Origin of the sequence: Pandoraea sp. CB10b_02 (assembly GCF_002216225.1) — a bacterium.
GTDB lineage: Bacteria > Pseudomonadota > Gammaproteobacteria > Burkholderiales > Burkholderiaceae > Pandoraea > Pandoraea nosoerga.
The window spans coordinates 1-20026 of the sequence record NZ_NJGW02000013.1; the positions used below are offsets into that span (position 1 = coordinate 1).

A 20026-nucleotide genomic window follows, 5' to 3' on the forward strand; every position below is an offset into this window, starting at 1 on the left:
CAGCGTGATCGACGGCATTGCGTTCCAGACCAACATCCTCGCGCTCAACGCGGCGGTCGAAGCCGCGCGCGCGGGCGAGCAGGGCCGCGGCTTCGCGGTGGTGGCCGGCGAAGTGCGCACGCTCGCGCAGCGCAGCGCGGCCGCCGCCAAGGAAATCAAGGAGCTGATCGAGGACTCCGCCCACAAGGTGCAGGACGGCTCGGCACTCGTCGAGCAGGCCGGTCAGACCATGGACGAGATCGTGCAGGCGGTCAAGCGCGTGACGGACATCATGGGCGAGATTTCGGCCGCGTCGGCGGAGCAGTCGGGCGGCATCGAACAGGTCAACCGCGCCGTGACGCAGATGGACGAGGTCACGCAGCAGAACGCGGCGCTCGTGGAAGAAGCGGCCGCCGCGGCCGGCTCGCTCGAGGAGCAGGCCAACCGTCTGAAGTCGGTGGTGAGCGTGTTCCGCCTGGACGCCAGTCAGGCGGGCGCGAGCCACGCCGCCCCGGCGGCCATGCCGGCAGTGGCGCGTCCGGTCGCGAAGAAGGTCGCGGCGCCGGCCGCCGCGCCCACGCCGAAGGCAGCACCGGCGCCCGCACCGCTGCGCAAGCCGGCGCCGGCGGCCGCCGCTCCGGCGGCGAGCCGCACGGGCACGGACGACGCGAACGGCGATTGGGAAACCTTCTGATCGCACCGGGCGTGGCATCTCCCGCCGGGAGAGCATTGGCAACAACCTACAGGAACGGTGCACGCGCCTTGCCCGCCGGGGCGAGGCGTGTGTCGGCAAGTGGCAACACTGGGTAAGACAGGGCCGTCGCGCGCGCTGCACGAAAGTGCGGCGCCACGGCGTGCCGGTAGTGGAGGGGTCGCATCATGATGCAGTTGAGTCTCAAGGCAAAACTCTGGTCCGCGCTCGCGCTGATGTGGCTGGGCCTGTTGTTCCTCGGCGGCTGGGCCGCCTGGCATGAGCGCGGCACGATGCTCTCCGAGCGCCGCACGGCCGTGCAGGACGTTGTCACGAGCGCCGACGGCATCGTGCGCGACTACGCGGCGCAGGCCGCCGCGGGCAAGATGAGCGTCGAGGAGGCCAAGCAGCAAGCCATGGCGCGTCTGAAGACCATGCGCTACGGCGACAACGGCTATCTCGTCATCTTCGACTCGAAGCCGGTCGTGCTCATGCACCCGACGCTCGCCGACCTGGTCAACAAGGATGTCTCCAACTACAAAGATACGAACGGCAAGCTGCTCTATGTCGAGATGGTGCGCGTGGCCAAGGACAAAGGCACCGGCTTCGTCGAGTACTACGGACGCCGCGCGGGCAGCGACGAGCGTCTCGCGAAGATCTCGTTCGTGAAGTACTTCGCGCCCTGGGACTGGGGCCTGATGAGCGGTGTCTACGTGCAGGACATCGACGAGGCGTTCTACGGCACGCTGATGCGCTTCGGCGCCGCGCTGCTGCTGATCGGGGCCATCGTCACCGCCGCCATGATCACCATCATCCGCAACGTGCAGCGCAGCCTTGGCGGCGAGCCCGAATACGCGGCGCAAATCGCGCGGCGCATCGCCTCGGGCGATCTGCACAGCCATGTGAGCGTGGCGCCGGGCGACACTTCAAGCCTGCTCTACGCGATGCAACGCATGCAAAGCACGTTGGCCGACACCATCGGCCAGATCCGCCAGGGGACCGAGTCCATCACGACGGCCGCGCAGCAGATCGCGGCGGGCAACACGGACCTGTCGGCGCGCACGGAACAGCAGGCGGCCTCGCTCGAAGAGACGGCCTCGTCGATGGAGCAGCTCACGGCGACCGTCAAGCAGAACGCGGACAACGCGCGCCAGGCGAGCCAGTTGGCGGTCAACGCCTCGGAGATCGCCACGCGCGGCGGCGAAGTGTCCGGTCAGGTCGGCGAGACGATGGACGGCATTTCGGCGAGCTCGAACAAGATCGTCGACATCATCGGCGTGATCGATGGCATTGCGTTCCAGACCAACATCCTCGCGCTCAACGCGGCGGTCGAGGCCGCGCGCGCGGGCGAGCAGGGTCGTGGCTTCGCCGTGGTAGCCGGCGAAGTGCGCACGCTCGCGCAGCGCAGCGCAGCCGCCGCCAAGGAAATCAAGGCGCTGATCGAGGACTCGGCGCGGCGCGTACAGGACGGCACGGCCCTTGTCGCGCAGCAGCGACAGACCATGGACGAGATCGTGCAGGCGGTCAAGCGCGTGACGGACATCATGGGCGAGATTTCGGCCGCGTCGGCGGAGCAGTCGGGCGGCATCGAGCAGGTCAACCGCGCCGTGGCGCAGATGGACGAAGTCACGCAGCAGAACGCGGCGCTCGTGGAAGAGGCCGCGGCGGCCGCCGGTGCGCTCGAATCGCAGGCGCACGAACTGCGCGCGGCCGTGTCGGTATTCCAGACCGGCGGCGGCAGTGATGGCGGTGAGGCGCGCGGGGCCGACGCGGCAACGCCGCGCTCGATCGGCGCGGTCCGGCGCGAACCGGCGCCGATGGCCCGGGCGGCATGAGACGCGACGCGCAAGGACCATCGAGCCGCCAGTAAAGCGAGCGATCCACGCCGTATTCAAGTGAGACACCATGACTGATTCGCGCAACTCTTCGCATCTGACGCGCCGTGGGGCCGCTGGCCCCGACGGTGAGGTCGGTTCGCGCAGCGCGGATTTCGCGCGCGCGAGCGGTGCGGCCCTCGCGGGCGAGCGTGACTTTGCCTTCTCGCTGGCCGACTTTGGCCGCATCCGCAACCTGATCTACCAGCGTGCGGGCATTGCGCTTGCCGAGCACAAGCGCGAGATGGTGTACAGCCGCATCGCGCGGCGCCTGCGAGCGCTTGGCATGACGAGCTTCACCGAGTACCTCGACATGCTCGAGGCCGATACGGGCGACGCCGAGTGGGAGTCGTTCACCAACGCGCTCACCACGAACCTCACGTCGTTCTTTCGCGAATCGCATCACTTCCCGCTGCTCGCCGAGTTCGTGCGCAACCGTCCGAAGCCGATTTCGATCTGGTGCTGCGCCGCGTCCACCGGCGAGGAGCCGTATTCGATCGCGATGACGCTGGTCGATACGCTGGGCTCGCGGCCCAACGCGAGCGTGCTGGCCACCGACGTCGATACGCAGGTGCTCGCGCGCGCCTCGGCCGCCGTGTACAACGGCGAGCAGACCGGCAAGCTCACGCAGGAGCAGTTGCGCCGGCACTTCCTGCGCGGCACGGGCGCGAACGCGGGCAAGATCAAGGTGCGTCCGGAACTGCAGCAGCTCGTGACGTTCGAGCCGCTGAACCTGCTTGCGCCGTCGTGGCAGATCGGCGGGCCGTTCGACGCCATCTTCTGCCGCAACGTCATGATCTATTTCGACAAGGCCACGCAGGCGCGCATTCTGGAGCGCTTCGTGCCGCTGCTCAAGCCGGATGGACTGCTCTTTGCCGGGCATTCGGAAAACTTCACTTATGTGAGCCGCGCGTTCCGTCTGCGAGGGCAGACAGTCTACGAGCTGGCCGGCACGGGCGCACGGGGAGCGTGACATGGCACAGCCGCTGGCCGAGGCGCTCGCCACCAACCATTATTTCGACAACGCCTTCAATACGCGGGCGGTGAAGCTGCTGCCCTCGGAGTACTACGTCACGACCGAGGACATCATGCTCGTGACCGTGCTCGGCTCGTGCGTGGCGGCGTGTGTGCGCGACACCGTCACCGGCATCGGCGGCATGAATCACTTCATGCTGCCCGACGATGGCGAGAGCGAGCGAGATCGCATTCTGTCGGCGTCCATGCGCTACGGGGCGTATGCGATGGAAATGCTCATCAACGAGCTCATCAAGCTCGGCGCGCGCCGCGAGCGGCTTGAAGCGAAAGTCTTCGGCGGCGGTGCGGTGCTCGCGGGCATGACGACACTGAACATCGGCGATCGCAACGCGAACTTCGTGTTGCGGTATCTCGAGATGGAGCAGATCCGCGTGAGCGCGCAGGATTTGCTCGGACCGCACCCGCGCAAGGTGTGTTTCTTGCCGCGCACCGGGCGGGTGATGGTCAGGAAGCTGGGCGACCGGGGAGACCCGGCGATCGTCCAGCGCGAACAGGCGTATGCGCAGCGACTGCGCGCACGCGAAGTACGGGGCTCCGTAGAACTCTTTGCGCCACCGGCCAGAAATGCCAAGCCTCGGCCGGGGCCTGACAACCGACAAATGGAGGAGGCTTGAGCGAACCAATCAAAGTCCTGTGCGTGGACGATTCCGCACTCGTGCGCAGCCTGATGACCGAGATCATCAATGCCCAACCGGACATGACCGTAGTGGCGACCGCACCCGACCCGCTCGTGGCGCGCGACCTGATCAAGCAACACAACCCGGACGTGCTCACGCTCGACGTCGAAATGCCGCGCATGGACGGCCTGGACTTCCTCGAGAAGCTCATGCGCCTGCGCCCGATGCCGGTGCTCATGGTGTCCTCGCTTACCGAGCGCGGCTCGGAAGTCACGCTGCGCGCGCTCGAACTCGGCGCCGTGGACTTCGTGACCAAGCCGCGTCTGGGCATTCGTGACGGCATGCTCGAGTACGGCGAGATGATCGCCGACAAGATCCGCGGCGCGGCGCGCGCGCGCGTGCGCAGCGCGCCGCCCAGGAGCGCTGCGCCGGCGCCGGTCGAATCGGCGCCGATGCTGCGCAACCCGCTCGTATCGACCGAGAAGCTGATCATCATCGGCGCGTCCACGGGCGGCACGGAAGCGATCCGCGAGGTGCTCGTGCCGATGCCGCCCGACGCCCCGGCCATTCTCATCACGCAGCACATGCCGGCGGGCTTTACGAAATCGTTCGCGCAGCGCCTGAACGGCCTGTGCCGGATCACCGTCAAGGAAGCCGAGCACGGCGAGCGGGTGCTGCCGGGCCACGCGTACATCGCGCCGGGCGGCGACAGCCACCTGCAGCTCTCGCGCAGCGGCGCGAACTACGTGGCGCTGCTCGATCCGGCGCCGCCGGTGAATCGACATCGGCCGTCGGTCGATGTATTGTTTCGCTCCGCGGCCGTGCATGCCGGGCGCAACGCCATCGGCGTGATCCTCACGGGCATGGGCCGCGACGGCGCCGCCGGCCTGGTGGAGATGCGCCAGGCCGGCGCCTACACGTTCGCGCAGGACGAGGCGAGCTGCATCGTGTTCGGCATGCCGCGCGAGGCCATTGCGATGGGCGGCGCGGAAGAGGTGGTCCCGCTGCACGAGATGGCCCGAAAAGTGCTGCATCAGGTCGCGAAATTTGGCGAACGCACGCAACGGGTATAGTAGGGCGCCAAATCGGCCCCTAATTGGCATTTGTTCGCCGTATGCCTCGCGTTGGTTTGCGGACACACTTAGGGCACTGAGTGAAGGCGGCATTTGCCCATGAATCTGGCCGGCTCCCGCGCGGAGCCCGCCGAATTGGAGTGAAGATGGTAGACAAGAACATGAAATTCCTGGTCGTCGACGACTTCCCGACGATGCGACGGATCGTGCGAAACCTGCTCAAGGAGCTCGGTTTCTCGAATGTGGACGAGGCCGAGGATGGCGCGGCGGCGCTCGCCAAGCTGCGCGGCGGCAACTTCGAGTTCGTGGTGTCGGACTGGAACATGCCCAACATGGACGGCCTGACCATGCTCCAGCAGATCCGCGCCGATCCGAACCTCTCGAAGCTGCCGGTGCTGATGGTCACGGCCGAAGCCAAGAAGGAAAACATCATCGCCGCCGCGCAGGCCGGGGCGAGCGGGTACGTGGTCAAGCCGTTCACGGCGGCGACCCTTGACGAAAAGCTGGGCAAGATCTTCGAGAAAATGGAAAAAACGGGGGCCTGACCGTGACCCACGAGGCGAGCACTGAATGGCCGGCCGAGCCCGACGGCGCTTACGTGACCGGCGAGGCGGATCCGGCCGAGCGCATGCTCATGCGCATCGGGCAGCTCACGCGCATGCTGCGCGACAACCTGCGCGAACTGGGGCTGGACAAGCAACTGGAGCAGGCGGCCGAGGCCATTCCCGACGCACGGGACCGGCTGAACTACGTCGCGACCATGACCGAGCAGGCGGCGGTGCGCGCGCTGACGGCCATCGAACTGGCCAAGCCGATTCAGGACCGTCTCGAGAGCGACGCCAACGCGCTCGACGAGCGCTGGGCCAAGTGGTTCGACCAGCCGCTCGAGCTCGATGACGCGCGCCAGCTCGTGCAGGACACGCGCACGTATCTGCGCCGCGTGCCCGAGGACACCCGCGCGACCAACGCGCATCTGATGGAAATCATGATGGCGCAGGATTTCCAGGATCTGACCGGGCAGGTCATCAAGAAGATCATGGACGTGGTGCAGGAGATCGAGAAGCATCTGCTCCAGACGCTGCTCGAGAACATGCCGCCCGAAAAGCGCAAGGAAGCCGAAGACTCCCTGCTCAACGGCCCGCAGATCAAGAAAGAAGGCCGCAACGACATCGTCTCGGATCAGGGCCAGGTCGACGACCTGCTCGCCAGCCTCGGATTCTGACGGCCCGGCGGCCGGTTGGCCGCCCGGGCGAAATACCGCCCAATCCCGCCTCTATTCCCCCCTTTGTGACTTGACGGTTACGGCCATAATCGGTCGCGATAGGGTGGGTTCGTCCGCCCGTTGTGGATAGGGCATGGCTGAGGATAGCGATCTCGAAAAGACGGAACCTGCGTCCCCCCGGCGCCTTGAAAAGGCGCGCGAGGAGGGACAGGTTGCGCGTTCGCGCGAATTATCCACGTTCGCCCTGCTGGCGGCCGGGGTGGCCGGCCTGTGGATGACGGCCGAGCGTATCTCGCAAGGTTTCGGGCAGCTCATGCGCCGCGGCATGCAGTTCGAGCCGGGCACCGCCCTCGACACGCACCGCATGCTCTCGAGCGCCGCGCACTCGGGCGCCGACGCGCTCATGACCATTGCGCCGCTGCTCGGCCTGCTGGTGATCGCGGCGATCGCCGCACCGATGGCGCTCGGCGGCTGGCTTTTCACCACCAAGTCGCTCGCGCCCAACTTCGGGCGCCTGAACCCGCTCAAGGGCTTCGGGCGCATGTTCTCCGTGCAGGGCCTGATCGAGCTGGTCAAGGCGGTCGCCAAGACACTGCTGGTCGGCGCCGTGGCCTACTGGGCAATCGCGCGCGATCGCGACGCGGTCATGGGACTCATGACGCAGTCGCCGCGGGCGGCGCTGCCATACGTGGGCGAGATGATCGTGGTGTGCTGCGCGTTCATCGTGGCCTCGCTGCTGCTGGTGGCGGCCATCGACGTGCCATTCCAACTCTGGCAGCACTACAAGAAGCTGCGCATGACCAAGGAGGAAGTGCGCCAGGAGAACAAGGAAAACGAAGGCGATCCGCACCTGAAGGCCCACATTCGCCAGTTGCAGCGCCAGGCCGCGCGCCGGCGCATGATGCAGGACGTGCCGAAGGCCGACGTGATCGTGACGAACCCGACGCACTTCGCCGTCGCGCTCGAATACAAGGAGCACATGAGCGCGCCGCGCGTGCTCGCCAAGGGCACCGATCTGGTCGCCCAGCGTATCCGCGAGATGGGCGTGGAGCACAACATCCCGATTCTCGAAGCCCCGCCGCTGGCCCGCGCGCTGCACGCGCACGTGGAAATCGGTCACGAAATTCCGGCCACCCTGTACACGGCCGTGGCCGAAGTGCTGGCGTGGGTCTTCCAGCTTCGCCGCTGGCGTACCGAGGGCGGCGTGGAGCCGGTCACGCCGACCGAGCTGCCGGTGCCGGCCGAACTCGCCGCCCCGCGGCGCGCCCGGTCGAAACGAGTGTAACGAATGAACCTCAACCCTCGCGCGAACCAGCTGCTGCGCACCTCGCAACTGCTCCTCGGCGGCAATCTGAAGTCGCTCGCCGCGCCGGTGCTGATCATCATGATTCTGGGCATGATGATCCTGCCGTTGCCGCCGTTCATCCTGGACTTGCTGTTTACGTTCAACATCGCGCTGTCGGTGATGGTGCTGCTCGTGAGCATGTACACCCAAAAGCCGCTCGACTTCGCGGCGTTCCCGAGCGTGCTGCTTTTCTCCACGCTGCTGCGTCTGTCGCTGAACGTGGCGTCCACGCGCGTGGTGCTGCTCGAAGGGCATACCGGTCCGGACGCGGCCGGCAAGGTGATCGAGGCGTTCGGTCACTTCCTGGTCGGCGGCAACTACGCCGTGGGCATCGTGGTCTTCATCATCCTGGTCGTGATCAACTTCATGGTGATCACGAAGGGCGCCGGGCGTATCGCCGAAGTGGGGGCGCGCTTCACCCTCGACGCCATGCCCGGCAAGCAGATGGCCATCGACGCTGACCTGAACGCCGGCCTGATCGGCGAAGAGGAGGCGCGCAAGCGCCGCGCCGTGATCGCGCAGGAAGCGGACTTCTACGGCTCCATGGACGGCGCCTCGAAGTTCGTGCGCGGCGACGCGGTCGCCGGTCTGCTCATCATGCTGATCAACATCGTCGGCGGGCTGATCGTGGGCGTGGCGCAGCACAACCTGGATCTCGCCACGGCGGCCAAGAACTACACGCTGCTCACCATCGGCGACGGCCTCGTCGCCCAGATCCCCGCGCTGGTGATCTCGACGGCCGCCGGCGTGGTGGTCTCGCGCGTGGCCACCGACGAGGACGTCGGCCAGCAGGTCGTCTCCCAGCTCTTCAGCAACCCGCGGGTGCTGGGCATTACCGCCGCCATCCTCGGCCTGATGGGGCTGATCCCGGGCATGCCGCACCTGGCATTCCTGCTGCTGGCTCTCGGCCTTGGTGCGCTCGCGCGCTGGCAGTTCCGTCGCGCCGAGGCGAGCAGGCAGCAAGCCGCGCGTCCGGCGCCCGTCGCGGCGACGGCGCCGGCCGAAGTGGCCGAAGCGTCGTGGGACGACGTGGCGCTCGTCGATCCGCTCGGCCTCGAAGTCGGCTACCGCCTGATCCCGCTCGTCGATCGCAATCAGGACGGTGAGCTGCTCAAGCGCATCAAGGGCATTCGCAAGAAGTTCGCGCAGGAGATCGGCTTTCTCGCGCCGGTCGTCCATATTCGCGACAACCTGGAGTTGCGGCCGAACCAGTACCGCATCACGCTCAAGGGCGTGATCATCGGCGAGGGCGAAGCGTATCCGGGGCAGTTGCTCGCGATCGACCCGGGGCAGGTGAGCGCGCCGCTGCAGGGCACGCCGACGCGAGATCCGGCCTTCGGCCTGCCCGCGACGTGGATCGACGTCGGCCAGCGCGATCAGGCGCAGGCATACGGGTACACGGTGGTCGATGCCGGCACGGTCGTGGCCACGCACCTGAACCATCTGATCAACGCCCACGCGCACGAGTTGCTCGGGCGCCAGGAAGTGCAGCAGCTCATCGAGCGCATCGGCAAGGACGCGCCGAAGCTCATCGAGGATCTGGTGCCCAAGACGATCGCGCTCACCACGCTGCAGAAGGTGCTGCAAAACCTGCTCGAGGAGCAGGTGCCGATTCGCGACATGCGCACCATCATCGACACCATTGCCGAACACGGCGCGCGCGTGCAGGACCCGCACGATCTCACGGCGCTGGTGCGCCTGTCGCTGGGCCGCGCGATCACCCAGAGCGTGTTCCCGGGCAACGGCGACCTGGAGGTCGTGGGGCTCGACGCCAATCTCGAAAGAATTCTCACGCAGGCGCTGTCCGCCGGCGGCGGCACCGGCCTCGAGCCGGGCCTGGCCGACACGCTGCTGCGTGAGACGCAGGCGGCCGTGGCGCGTCAGGAGCGCCAGGGGCTGCCGGCGGTATTGCTGGTTCAACATCCGTTGCGCTCGCTGCTCTCGCGCTTCCTGCGCCGCAGCCTGCCGCAGCTCAAGGTTTTGTCGTATGCGGAAGTGCCTGATACGCGCAACGTGAAAATGACGGCACTCATCGGAGGTCAAGCGTGAAGATTCGGAAGTTCTTTGCGGGCACGTGCCGCGACGCACTGCGCCAGATTCGCGAGGAAATCGGGCCCGATGCGGTCGTGTTGTCCAACCGTTCGGTGGCCAACGGCGTGGAAATCGTGGCGCTGGCGGAAGAGGATCTCGACGCGCTCGCCGGCGGCGACATGCCCACTTACCGGCCGCGTCCCCGTCCGGCTCCGGCGGCGCCGCCGGCGGCGGCCGCGGCGGCTCAGGACATCGCGGCGGCGAGCGCCTTCGCGCAGAGCATGATGGGCGAACTCCAGAGCATGCGCGGCCTGCTTGAGGAGCAGGTGGCCGGGCTGGTGTGGAACGACAAGCGGCGGCGCTCGCCGGCCCAAGGCGAAATCCTGCGCACGCTGCTCGCCGCGGGTTTTTCGGCGCAGCTCGGCCGTGCGCTGCTCGAGCATCTGCCCGAAGGCAGCGGGCGTGAGCCGGGTCTCGAGTGGGTGAAAAATGCGCTCAAGCGCAATCTGCCCGTCATGGCGAACGAAGACGAATTGATGGAGCGCGGCGGGGTGTATGCGCTCATGGGGCCGACCGGCGTGGGCAAGACCACGACGACGGCCAAGCTCGCCGCGCGTTGCGTGATGCGCCACGGCGCCGAGAAGCTCGCGCTGCTCACGACGGACAGCTACCGTATCGGCGGCCACGAGCAACTGCGCATCTACGGCAAGATCCTGGGCGTGACGGTGCATGCGGTAAAGGATGCAACGGACCTGCGTCTCGCGCTCACCGAGCTGCGCAACAAGCACATGGTGCTCATCGACACGGTGGGCATGAGCCAGCGCGATCGCACCGTGCCGGAGCAGGTGGCCATGCTGTGTGGGGCGCACACGCCGGTGCAGCGCCTGCTGCTGCTCAACGCCACGAGCCACGGCGACACGCTCAACGAAGTGGTGCACGCGTATCGCAGCGCCAGCGCGCAAGGCGGCGACCTCGCCGGGTGTATCCTGACGAAGCTCGACGAGACCACCAATCTCGGCTCGGTGCTCGATACGGTGATTCGTCACCGTCTGCCGGTGCACTACGTGTCCACGGGGCAGCGCGTGCCGGAGAACCTGCACGTGGCCGAGCGCGAATTCCTGATCGAGACGGCGCTCTCGGCGCCGGTGACGGGGTCGCCGTTCGTGCCGGCCGAGGAAGACCTGCCGGCCGTGGTGCGTGGCGTCGATCCGAACTACAGCGGGCTGTTCGCGCCCGCACAATCTTCTGGCGAGGCGTGCTTTGGTTAAACTCGTGCTCGATCAAGCGGAGGGACTGCGCCGTCTGGTGGCGCGCCATGCCACGCGCATCATCGCCGTGGTCGGGAGTACGCCTGAAGCGGGTCAGACGAGTGTGGCGCTGAATCTGGCCAGTGCGCTGGCCCATCACGGTCAGGATGTCGTGCTGGCCGACGAGAGCGGCCATGCCGCGCCGGCGCTCGGGCTGCCGCTGCGCGGCGACATCCATGACGTGCTTGCCGGCCGCATCGCGGCCGATTCGGTTCGCGTGCATACGCGCGAGAACGTGGTGCTCGTGCCGGTGGCGCATCGCCATCCGGAGCGCATCGACCCGATGCGCGCGCTGCCGGTGCTCACCGCGGGCGAGCCCGATGTCGTGGTGATCGACTGCACGCACGCGGGCGCGCTGCTCAGTCCGCTTGCCGCGCATGCGAACGACGTGCTGGTGGTGCTCGGGCGCGAGCCGGCGTCGATCACGGGAGCGTATTCGTGGATCAAGCGGGCGCATTACGAATATGCGCTGGCGCAATTCCGGGTGCTGGTGAACCGGGCGGAGGATGTGGAGGCCCGCGTGGTGTGCCGCAATCTGGCGACGACGGCGAGCCGTTATCTCGCGGTGTCGCTGGAGCTGGCGGGCCATGTGCCGGCCGATCGTCAGGTCATGCGCGCGCGGCAATTGACGCGCACGGTGGTCGACGCGTTCCCCATGGCGCCCGCGGCGGTGGCGTATCGTCAGTTGGCCGCCCAGGTCATGCACTGGCCGCTGGCGGTGCCGGAGGCCGGGGGGCCGGCTCTGGGTGCGGCCCTGGGCGTGGGAATGGGTGCGGCAATGGGTGCGGCAATGGGTGACATCGGCGGCGATCGCGGTGGCGAGCTGGCGCACGGCGTGGGCGCGACGAGCGCGCACACGGCCTGAGCGGCACGGCACGCGTCGAGAGGAAGCGGAGGGAAACATGTATACCGCGCGCGGGAAGGTCGACACGAACGACACGCTGACCCAATACGCGCCGTTGGTGCGCCGGCTGGCGCTGCAATTGATGGCCAAGCTGCCGGCGAGCGTGGAATTGGAGGATCTGATCCAGGCCGGCATGCTGGGTTTGCTGGATGCCGCCAACCGCTATCAGGAAACGCAGGGCGCGCAGTTCGAGACTTACGCGAGCCAGCGGATTCGCGGCGCCATGCTCGACGAGCTGCGCGAGCTGGATTGGGCCTCGCGAGGCATTCGCAAGACGGCGCGCCAGATCGAGCAGGCGGTGCAGCGCCTGGAGCAGCGGCTCGGACGAGGGCCGTCGGAGAGCGAGATCGCCGGCGAGATGTCCATCGGGCTGGCCGAGTATCAGCAGATGCTGCAGGACGTGCACGGCTGCCAGCTGATTTACTACGAAGACTTCGAGTCGGCGGACGAAGAGCCCTTCATCGACCGCATCTGTGCGGACCCGGGGGCCGATCCGCTGACGATGCTGCTCGACGAGGGGCTGCGCGGCGGCGTGGTCGACGCGATCGAGCGCCTGCCCGAGCGCGAGAAGCTGCTGATGAGTCTGTACTACGAGCAGGGCCTGAACCTGCGCGAGATCGGCGCGGTGCTCGAGGTCAGCGAGTCCCGCGTGTGCCAGCTCCACAGCCAGGCCATTTCGCGGCTGCGTGCGACGCTGCGCGAGAAGGCGTGGACGTCGGCGAGTTGAGCCGCGTCATTGCCGTAGCGGAAGCGGTGGTGATCGGTGGTGAAGCGGTGGCGAAGTGACCGTCGACGGGCGGGCGCACGGCGAGAAGATTCCCGGGCCGCTCGCCGGGTGTCGCTCCGGCTCTCCGGCCCGCCGGCCGCTCAAGCGCCGAGCGCTGCAAGCGATTCGGGGTTCAAGCGGTAACGCTTCCCCCGCTCGAGCGTGGGGTGGTGCGTCCGTCGGGGCCATACAGCGGGGCATTCTGCTCCGGGCCGTACAGTACGTTGAGCGCTTGCTGGGTGTAGGTGAGACGGGTGCGGATCAGCACGCCGTTCGTGTCGTTGGCGCGCTTGGCCTCGGCCGCTGCGGCGAGCAGCGTCTTCCACGCGCCGTCGATGCGCGTGTCCGCTGCCGCGGCGGCCGTGGCTCCCGCTTCGTCGGGCGTGTAGCCCAACGCCTGGAGGTGCGCGTCACGCTCGCGGCCAAGCGCCGAGAGTTCCGCCACCGCGCGCGTCTTGCGCTCGGTGAGTTCCGGCAATGCGTCGAGCGTGCCGTTCACCAATGCCTGCTGTTCCTCGTCGAGCAGCGTTGTAAACGCGCCGATCGCGGCCGTTTCCGTGACGAGGGCATTCAGCAGGGCATCCGTGGTCATGACTTCGATTGCGTCGAGAGTAGATCGCGCGCGGTCGCAATGAGGCCATCCGCGATCTTGTTGGTGTCGATCGTGAGCCGGCCTTCCGAAATCGCCTGCTTGATGGCGGCGACCTTGGCGACGTCGATATCGGCCGAACCCGTCTGTGCCAGCGCGGCCTGCAGGGCGCGCATCTCCGAGGACAACGCGCTCGTGCTCACGCTCGCCGCGCCGCCGGCGTTGGCCGCGGACGCCGTTGCGCCGTCGGTGCTCACAGTGCCGGTCGTCGCCCGGTCCGCCGTGCCCTTACCCGGGCCGACGCCAGTCAACGGATTGGCGGGTGGTTCGATTTTCATGTGCTTTCCCCAGAAACCTGCCTGTGTAACGGCATTATCCGCCATAACTTTAGGCAAGTAACATCCTGTTACCAGTTCAAGTACCCGGGTGATTTCAACGAAGATTTAATGATAGTGAGCGCTTGCTGCGCGGACTCTACAGGGCCACTTCCACTTCCACGTTGCCTCCTTTGCCCGTCCTGACGGTGCCGCTGACGACCTGACCGGCGCGGGTACGCACCTGGACGGGATCGCCCGCGCTGGCGCGCGAGAGCACCTGGCCTTCGGTGCTCACCTCGAAGCCGGAGCCGCGCGAGACCACGCGCACCGTCTGTCCCTGCTGCACGGCAATCGCGCTGCGCAGCAGATCGGAGCGAATCGGCAATCCGGACGTGATGCGGTTGACTGCCACCGTGCCGACGATCTGGCCGGCGTCGGTCGCCACCGTGCGCGGCAGCAATGTGAGATCGCCCTGGCGCGGCGACAGATCGTTCGGCCCGATCGTCTCGCCCGGGTTGATCTGGCGGGCGGCCACGAAATACGTTGCGTTGATGCTCACGCGCGCCTGCAGGTACAGCGTCCACGGACGCTCGCCCGCGCAGCGCACGCCAACGGTCGTCGAGCCCCACAGACGCGCGCCGGGCGGCAGGAACGGTTCGAGCGCGCTGCACGCGGGCATGCGCTCGGAGACGGCGTCGCCCACGGTGATCGTCACGCGGCCCGGCAGGCCGGTCGTCTGCTCACGCAGGAAACGCTCGGCCGTCTGCCGCACGACTTCGGTGTTCTGGAATTGGGAATTGCCTGGGACCGTTGCCTGCGGCGACGGTTGAGGGGCAGGAGCGACCTGAGCGGCAGTGGCCCCCGCATTCGGTTGGGCATTGACGGCGACCGGCCGAACGTTGCCCGGCACGTTCGAAGCGACGCCACCCGCGGCGGCATTGTTGCCGGGAATGACGATGGCCCCGGGCCCGAGCGCGTTGCCCAGGTTCTGCGCGGCAGGATCGGTGGCGATGCCCGCGTTCGGGCTCTGCGTGGCAGCGTGTGCGGCACCATCCGCTCCCGCTGTCAGCGGGGCGGCGAACGGGCCGGAGAACAGCGCGGAGAACAGGGCAATGAGCACGGCGGCCCGCAGGCCGGCTCGCGAGCCCGCGCGACGACCACGCCGCGGCGCATGGCGCTCGCGGGCGGCGCTGACGACACGGTCGCCGAAATTACCTGCCATGTTCACTCTCCTTCGGGTGCGGCTCGCGGGGCATTCGTCGCGCACTCACGGTGCACGGGGTGCATTCAGTGCAGCCCGACGCTCGACCCGCCTGGCGCCCCGGACCCCGGCGGCGCGGTGAAGCCGACGGCACCGGGCAGTGTTCCTGTGCCTGGGGGGCGAACGCCGTCCGGCGCCGTCAGGAAGCCATTCTAGAGATGTCCGGCCGGGGGCATGGCCCGAAATGGCGGTCAATCTCGTGCCTATTCATCCGATTGAATCCCGGAGGGCGGGCATACGATGCGAAGCATGCCAAAAGGTCCGTACTTTTTCCGGACCCGGCAGGACATCCCGTCGGCGCGCCATGGCGACGCCCGCTTCCCGGGACGCGACGCCACGGCCCCGGCGGCCCTGGCGCCAGGGCGCGACGACGGACGGACTTCTTGTGCAACACCTGGCAGCAAGGCAAGCATCGGGCGAGACGAGATCATGGACAAACTGGACGCGGCATTGCGATTTTCCCAGCAGGCGCTGGCCATGCGCGCCTATCGCCAGGAGATCATCTCCTCGAACATCGCCAACGCCGATACGCCGGGCTACAAGGCGCGCGACGTCGATTTCAACAGCGCGCTCACGCAGGCCGTCGAGCGTGGCACGCAGCAGCAGCTCGCCACCGAGTCGAGCGTCTCGCTCACGCGCACCTCGCCGCGCCACATCGCCGCACGCGGCGCGAGCACGGCGCCCCCGCTGGGTGGGCCCGAGCTGCTCTATCGCGTGCCGTATCAGCAGAGCGTGGACGGCAACACCGTCGAGCTCGACGCCGAGCGGGTGAACTTCGCCGATAACGCCGTGCATTACCAAACGGGCCTCACGGTCCTGTCCAGCCAGATCAAGACGATGCTGGCAGCCATCACGAGTCAAGGGTAAGCGCCATGCCACTGATGAGCATCTTCGACGTCGCCGGTTCGGCCATGACTGCGCAATCGCAGCGCATGAACGTCACGGCCAGCAACCTGGCCAATGCCGAATCCGTTACCGGCCCGGACGGTCAGCCGTACCGCGCCAAGCAGGTCGTGTTTCAGGTCAACCCCGTGGCCGGCGCCGACGTGGGCGGCGTCAAGGTCGCCGGCGTGGTCGACGATCCGTCGCCGCTCAAGACCGTGTACGACCCGAAGAATCCGGCTGCCAACGCCCAGGGCTACGTCACCATGCCCAACGTGAATCCGGTGGAAGAGATGGTCAACATGATCTCCGCTTCCCGCTCCTATCAGGCCAACGTCGAGGCGCTCAACACCGCCAAGACGCTGATGCTCAAAACCCTCACGGTCGGCCAGTAAGGGGCCGCGCGGAGATCCGAATCATGGCAAGTATCAACACGTCGAACGCCGGCAATTTCTCGCAGTCGTTCCTCGACTCGATCAACGGCACGGCCAACAGCTCCAGCTCGAAGTCCTCGGCGGGCAGCGCCGACGACCTGCAAAACAGCTTTCTGAAGTTGCTCGTCGCCCAGATGAACAACCAGGACCCGCTCAACCCGATGGACAACTCGCAGGTCACGTCGCAGCTCGCGCAGATCAGCACGGTCTCGGGCATCACGCAGCTCAACACCACGCTCTCCTCGGTCACCTCGCAGCTCAACTCCACGCAAAGCCTGCAAGCCGCGGCGCTCGTGGGCAAGGGCGTGCTGATTCCGGGCAACGGCATCGGCGTGGGCAGCACGACCGGCACCGACGGCACCGTCACGAAGACCGCCACGCCGTTCGGCTTCGAGCTGCCGAGCGACGCCGACACCGTCACCATCCAGATCAAGGACGCTACGGGCAAGGTGGTGCGCACGGTCAACGCCGGCGCCCTGGATGCCGGCGTGCAGGCACTCACGTGGGACGCCAAGGACGACGCGGGCACCGCCGTGGCCGACGGCAAGTACACGCTGACGGTGACCGCCTCGGCCAACGGCAAGGCCGTGACGCCGACGCTGCTCTCGTATGCACAGGTGCAAAGCGTGGTGGCGAGCACGACCGGCTCGCCGCTGCTCAATGTGGGCACGGGCACGAACGTCAAGCTCGCCGACGTGCGCGAGATCCTGTAAGCGACCCGTTTTCGACGCAAGCCCTTAACCGTTTTCCTCGCGACGCACATCGTCGACAACCGAACTCAGGAGTAACAGCATGGCCTTTTCGACCGGATTGAGCGGCCTGAACGCCGCCTCCAAGGACCTGGACGTCATCGGCAACAACGTTGCCAACGCGGCTACGGTCGGCTTCAAGCAAGGGCAGGCGCAATTCGCCGACATCTACGCCAATTCGCTGTTCGGCGCGGGCAACAACACTGTCGGCATCGGTACGCGCGTGGCGGCCGTGGCGCAGCAGTTCACGCAGGGCGACATCACGGTCACGAATCGTCAGCTCGACCTGGCCATCTCGGGTAACGGCTTTTTCCGGGTGTCGAACAACGGCACCATTGCCTACACGCGCAACGGCCAGTTCTCGCTCGACAAGAACGGCTACATCGTCGACGCCAACGGCGATCACCTGACCGGCTACCTCGCCGGCCCGAACGGCATCATCAACAGCGTCTCGCCGGTCGATCTGCAGATCCCCACGGGCGATCTCGCGCCCACGGCCACCAGCAAGATCACCGGTCAGTTCAACCTCGACTCGCGCAACGCGGTCAACACCACGCCGTTCTCGATCACCGACCCGAATTCGTACACCAACGCCACGTCGCTCAAGGTCTACGACTCGCTGGGCAACGCGCACGACGTGAACCTCTACTTCAAGAAGACGAGCGTCGACGCCACGACCAACAACGCCACGTGGACCGTCTACGCCTCGGTCGACGGCACCACGCTCGTGGGCACCGGCCCGATCGGCACGATGACGTTCAACTCGGCCGGCAGCCTCGTGGCGCAGACGGACTCGACCGGCGCGACCGTGACCGGCCCGATCACGCTGCCCACGATCGCCTACGGCAACGGCGCGTCGAACGCGAACATGACGCTCGACCTCTCGGGCACCACGCAATACGGCAACACCTACACGCCCAACACACTCACGCAGGACGGCTACACCTCGGGCCGCCTGACGGGCTTCACGTTCAACGCCGACGGCACCATCGTGGGCACGTACTCGAACACGAAGTCGATCACGCTGGGGCAGGTGGCGCTGGCCAACTTCAACAACGTGCAGGGTCTGATTCCGCTGGGCAACAACCTGTGGGCCGAATCGGCAGACTCGGGCATTCCCATCGTCGGCGTGCCCGGCGGCACGAACCTCGGCAAGCTGCAGGCCGGCGCCGTGGAAGCGTCGAACGTCGACCTGACCGCAGAACTGGTCCACATGATCACCGCGCAGCGCAACTATCAGGCCAACGCGCAGACGATCAAGACGGAAGACCAGTTGATGCAGACGATGGTCAACCTGTAATCCGGAGCCGCGCATGGGTAACCTGCAGCAGAGGCGTCGATGGACCGTCTGATCTATGTCGCCATGACCGGCGCGAAGCAGGCGATGGAGCAGCAATCGACCACCGCCAACAACCTGGCGAACGTCTCGACGCCCGGTTTTCGCGCCCAGCTCTCGGCGTTTCGCCAGGCGCCGGTGCGCGCCGCCGACGGCACGACCGGCACGCGCACGTTCGTGGCCACTTCCACGCCGGGCACCGACTTCACGCCCGGCGCGATGCAGCAGACGGGCCGCGCACTCGACGTGGCCATCCAGGGGCAGGGCTGGCTCGCCGTGCGCGACGCGCAGGGCCGCGAAGCCTACACCCGCGGCGGCAACCTCGAGATGACGGCCGATGGCCAGATCACGCTGCACGGCCTGCCGGTGATGACCGACGCCGGGCCGGCTGCCGTGCCGCCGGGCGCGTCCGTGACCATCGGCACCGACGGCACGATCTCCGCGCTGGGACAGGGCGATCCGCCCAACTCCATCGCGGTCATGGGGCAACTGAAGCTCGTCAACCCGCCCGAAGCGAATCTGGTGCGCGGCGACGACGGCCTGTTTCGCACCGCCAACAACGTGCCGGCGCAGGTCGATCCGAACGTGGTGGTCGTTGCCGGCTCGATCGAGAACAGCAACGTCAATCCGGTGAGCGGTCTGGTGAACATGATTTCGCAGTCGCGGGCCTTTGAGATGCAGATGAAGATGCTCTCGACGGCCGATACCAACGAACAAACCGCCAACCAGTTGCTGAACTTCAGCTGATGGCCTCGCGAGACGCCAGCGCGCGCTCGCTACCGTACACGGGGAGTCAAATCAAATGATCCGTTCGCTCTACATCGCCGCCACGGGCATGAACGCCCAGCAGACGAACATGGACGTGATTTCCAACAACCTCGCCAACACCAGCACGAACGGCTTCAAGAAGGGCCGTGCGGTGTTCGAGGATCTGCTGTACCAGACCCTGCGCCAGCCGGGCGCGCAGTCGTCGCAGCAAACGCTGCTGCCCTCCGGCCTGCAGCTGGGCACCGGCGTGCGTCCGGCCGCCACCGAGCGCATCTTCACGCAGGGCAACCTCACGTCGACCAACAACGCGAAGGACGTGGCCATCAACGGCGACGGTTTCTTCCAGGTGCTCATGCCGGACGGCACGACCGCCTACACGCGCGACGGCTCGTTCCAGGTCGACAACAACGGCCAGCTCGTGACCGCTTCGGGCTACCCGATTCAGCCGGCCATCACGATTCCGGCCAACGCGCTCTCGCTCACCATCGCGCGCGACGGTACGGTCTCGGTCACGCAACCGGGCAACACGGCCAACGTGCAGATCGGCACGTTCCAGCTCGCCACCTTCATCAACAACGCCGGGCTGCAGAGCCTGGGCGAGAACCTGTACGCCGAAACCGCGGCTTCGGGCGCGCCGAACGTGGCGCAGCCGGGCACCAACGGCGCGGGCGTGCTCAACCAGAACTACGTCGAAACGTCGAACGTGAACGTGGTGGAAGAGCTGGTGAACATGATCCAGGCGCAGCGCGCCTATGAAATCAACTCGAAGGCGGTGACGGCATCCGACCAGATGCTGCAGCGCCTGACGCAGATGTAAGCAGCGGCTCGCCGCTGATCGCTTCAGGA

The 20026-nt window shown here is 67.1% G+C and carries 21 protein-coding genes; 18 read left to right on the forward strand and 3 right to left on the reverse strand.

What is annotated here, in order from left to right:
• The 12 genes from CDN36_RS14635 to CDN36_RS14690 all read left to right on the forward strand — a co-directional run.
• Positions 1-673, forward strand: a 673-nt coding sequence (locus CDN36_RS14635; RefSeq protein ID WP_287497101.1) for a methyl-accepting chemotaxis protein, incomplete at its 5' end; no start/stop codon positions are given.
• A gap of 185 nt (positions 674-858) precedes the next feature.
• A complete protein-coding gene (locus CDN36_RS14640; protein ID WP_287497102.1) occupies positions 859-2505 on the forward strand; it encodes a methyl-accepting chemotaxis protein in 1647 nt (548 codons plus the stop codon).
• 70 nt (positions 2506-2575) lie between these two features.
• Entirely contained in the window at positions 2576-3517 is a 942-nt protein-coding gene (locus CDN36_RS14645) for a CheR family methyltransferase (protein WP_287497103.1), read from the forward strand.
• Position 3518: 1 nt separating this feature from the next.
• On the forward strand, positions 3519-4193 hold the full coding sequence (gene cheD / locus CDN36_RS14650; protein ID WP_150557330.1) for a chemoreceptor glutamine deamidase CheD: 675 nt from the start codon (positions 3519-3521) through the stop codon (positions 4191-4193).
• The gene (locus CDN36_RS14655) at positions 4190-5269 is read left to right on the forward strand and encodes a protein-glutamate methylesterase/protein-glutamine glutaminase (RefSeq protein ID WP_287497104.1); all 1080 of its coding nucleotides are present in this window, start codon (positions 4190-4192) and stop codon (positions 5267-5269) included. Before cheD ends, CDN36_RS14655 begins: the two co-directional genes overlap by 4 nt.
• A 146-nt stretch (positions 5270-5415) precedes the next feature.
• Entirely contained in the window at positions 5416-5814 is a 399-nt protein-coding gene (gene cheY, locus CDN36_RS14660) for a chemotaxis response regulator CheY (protein WP_039413638.1), read from the forward strand.
• A gap of 53 nt (positions 5815-5867) precedes the next feature.
• Positions 5868-6491 carry a protein phosphatase CheZ gene (cheZ, locus tag CDN36_RS14665; RefSeq protein ID WP_280525240.1) on the forward strand — a complete coding sequence of 208 codons (624 nt, stop codon included), beginning with the start codon at positions 5868-5870 and terminating at the stop codon, positions 6489-6491.
• 133 nt (positions 6492-6624) lie between these two features.
• On the forward strand, positions 6625-7776 hold the full coding sequence (gene flhB, locus CDN36_RS14670) for a flagellar biosynthesis protein FlhB (RefSeq protein WP_206110972.1): 1152 nt from the start codon (positions 6625-6627) through the stop codon (positions 7774-7776).
• A gap of 3 nt (positions 7777-7779) precedes the next feature.
• The gene (gene flhA, locus CDN36_RS14675; RefSeq protein WP_150557334.1) at positions 7780-9885 is read left to right on the forward strand and encodes a flagellar biosynthesis protein FlhA; all 2106 of its coding nucleotides are present in this window, start codon (positions 7780-7782) and stop codon (positions 9883-9885) included.
• On the forward strand, positions 9882-11135 hold the full coding sequence (flhF, locus tag CDN36_RS14680; RefSeq protein ID WP_150557335.1) for a flagellar biosynthesis GTPase FlhF: 1254 nt from the start codon (positions 9882-9884) through the stop codon (positions 11133-11135). The genes flhA and flhF overlap by 4 nt, the downstream gene beginning before the upstream one ends.
• Before the next feature lie 4 nt (positions 11136-11139).
• A complete protein-coding gene (locus CDN36_RS14685) occupies positions 11140-12039 on the forward strand; it encodes a MinD/ParA family ATP-binding protein (protein ID WP_287497105.1) in 900 nt (299 codons plus the stop codon).
• Positions 12040-12076: 37 nt separating this feature from the next.
• Positions 12077-12805, forward strand: a complete 729-nt coding sequence (locus CDN36_RS14690; RefSeq protein ID WP_150557337.1) for an RNA polymerase sigma factor FliA — start codon at positions 12077-12079, stop codon at positions 12803-12805.
• A 172-nt stretch (positions 12806-12977) separates the two neighbouring features.
• Here CDN36_RS14690 and CDN36_RS14695 read toward each other — a convergent pair whose 3' ends face one another.
• From CDN36_RS14695 to flgA, 3 genes are all read right to left on the reverse strand, one after another.
• Complete coding sequence (locus CDN36_RS14695) at positions 12978-13436, reverse strand: flagella synthesis protein FlgN (protein ID WP_287497106.1); 459 nt, start codon at positions 13434-13436, stop codon at positions 12978-12980.
• On the reverse strand, positions 13433-13771 hold the full coding sequence (gene flgM / locus CDN36_RS14700) for a flagellar biosynthesis anti-sigma factor FlgM (protein WP_150557339.1): 339 nt from the start codon (positions 13769-13771) through the stop codon (positions 13433-13435). The genes CDN36_RS14695 and flgM overlap by 4 nt, the downstream gene beginning before the upstream one ends.
• A gap of 136 nt (positions 13772-13907) precedes the next feature.
• A complete protein-coding gene (flgA, locus tag CDN36_RS14705) occupies positions 13908-14972 on the reverse strand; it encodes a flagellar basal body P-ring formation chaperone FlgA (RefSeq protein ID WP_287497107.1) in 1065 nt (354 codons plus the stop codon).
• Positions 14973-15437: 465 nt separating this feature from the next.
• Here flgA and flgB point away from each other — a divergent pair, with 465 nt between their 5' ends.
• The 6 genes from flgB (at position 15438) to flgG (ending at position 19997) form a co-directional block, all read left to right on the forward strand.
• Complete coding sequence (gene flgB / locus CDN36_RS14710; protein ID WP_287497159.1) at positions 15438-15878, forward strand: flagellar basal body rod protein FlgB; 441 nt, start codon at positions 15438-15440, stop codon at positions 15876-15878.
• A gap of 5 nt (positions 15879-15883) precedes the next feature.
• Entirely contained in the window at positions 15884-16288 is a 405-nt protein-coding gene (flgC, locus tag CDN36_RS14715) for a flagellar basal body rod protein FlgC (RefSeq protein WP_023598365.1), read from the forward strand.
• A 23-nt stretch (positions 16289-16311) separates the two neighbouring features.
• Positions 16312-17040, forward strand: coding sequence for a flagellar hook assembly protein FlgD (flgD, locus tag CDN36_RS14720; protein ID WP_150557341.1), 729 nt, complete (start codon positions 16312-16314; stop codon positions 17038-17040).
• A gap of 79 nt (positions 17041-17119) precedes the next feature.
• On the forward strand, positions 17120-18376 hold the full coding sequence (flgE, locus tag CDN36_RS14725) for a flagellar hook protein FlgE (protein WP_150557342.1): 1257 nt from the start codon (positions 17120-17122) through the stop codon (positions 18374-18376).
• Positions 18377-18415: 39 nt separating this feature from the next.
• Positions 18416-19159 carry a flagellar basal body rod protein FlgF gene (locus tag CDN36_RS14730; protein ID WP_150557343.1) on the forward strand — a complete coding sequence of 248 codons (744 nt, stop codon included), beginning with the start codon at positions 18416-18418 and terminating at the stop codon, positions 19157-19159.
• A gap of 55 nt (positions 19160-19214) precedes the next feature.
• Complete coding sequence (gene flgG / locus CDN36_RS14735; protein WP_150557344.1) at positions 19215-19997, forward strand: flagellar basal-body rod protein FlgG; 783 nt, start codon at positions 19215-19217, stop codon at positions 19995-19997.
• Positions 19998-20026 lie beyond the last annotated feature (29 nt).

What these genes read in the sequence shown, in the direction of transcription:
- CDN36_RS14640 (WP_287497102.1), top strand. Translation starts at nt 859, where the DNA reads ATGATGCAGTTGAGTCTCAAGGCAAAACTCTGGTCCGCGCTCGCGCTG.
- CDN36_RS14645 (WP_287497103.1), top strand. Translation starts at nt 2,576, where the DNA reads ATGACTGATTCGCGCAACTCTTCGCATCTGACGCGCCGTGGGGCCGCT.
- cheD (WP_150557330.1), top strand. Translation starts at nt 3,519, where the DNA reads ATGGCACAGCCGCTGGCCGAGGCGCTCGCCACCAACCATTATTTCGAC.
- cheY (WP_039413638.1), top strand. Translation starts at nt 5,416, where the DNA reads ATGGTAGACAAGAACATGAAATTCCTGGTCGTCGACGACTTCCCGACG.
- flhB (WP_206110972.1), top strand. Translation starts at nt 6,625, where the DNA reads ATGGCTGAGGATAGCGATCTCGAAAAGACGGAACCTGCGTCCCCCCGG.
- flhA (WP_150557334.1), top strand. Translation starts at nt 7,780, where the DNA reads ATGAACCTCAACCCTCGCGCGAACCAGCTGCTGCGCACCTCGCAACTG.
- CDN36_RS14690 (WP_150557337.1), top strand. Translation starts at nt 12,077, where the DNA reads ATGTATACCGCGCGCGGGAAGGTCGACACGAACGACACGCTGACCCAA.
- CDN36_RS14695 (WP_287497106.1), bottom strand. Translation starts at nt 13,436, where the DNA reads ATGACCACGGATGCCCTGCTGAATGCCCTCGTCACGGAAACGGCCGCG.
- flgM (WP_150557339.1), bottom strand. Translation starts at nt 13,771, where the DNA reads ATGAAAATCGAACCACCCGCCAATCCGTTGACTGGCGTCGGCCCGGGT.
- flgA (WP_287497107.1), bottom strand. Translation starts at nt 14,972, where the DNA reads ATGGCAGGTAATTTCGGCGACCGTGTCGTCAGCGCCGCCCGCGAGCGC.
- flgC (WP_023598365.1), top strand. Translation starts at nt 15,884, where the DNA reads ATGCCACTGATGAGCATCTTCGACGTCGCCGGTTCGGCCATGACTGCG.
- flgD (WP_150557341.1), top strand. Translation starts at nt 16,312, where the DNA reads ATGGCAAGTATCAACACGTCGAACGCCGGCAATTTCTCGCAGTCGTTC.
- flgE (WP_150557342.1), top strand. Translation starts at nt 17,120, where the DNA reads ATGGCCTTTTCGACCGGATTGAGCGGCCTGAACGCCGCCTCCAAGGAC.
- CDN36_RS14730 (WP_150557343.1), top strand. Translation starts at nt 18,416, where the DNA reads ATGGACCGTCTGATCTATGTCGCCATGACCGGCGCGAAGCAGGCGATG.
- flgG (WP_150557344.1), top strand. Translation starts at nt 19,215, where the DNA reads ATGATCCGTTCGCTCTACATCGCCGCCACGGGCATGAACGCCCAGCAG.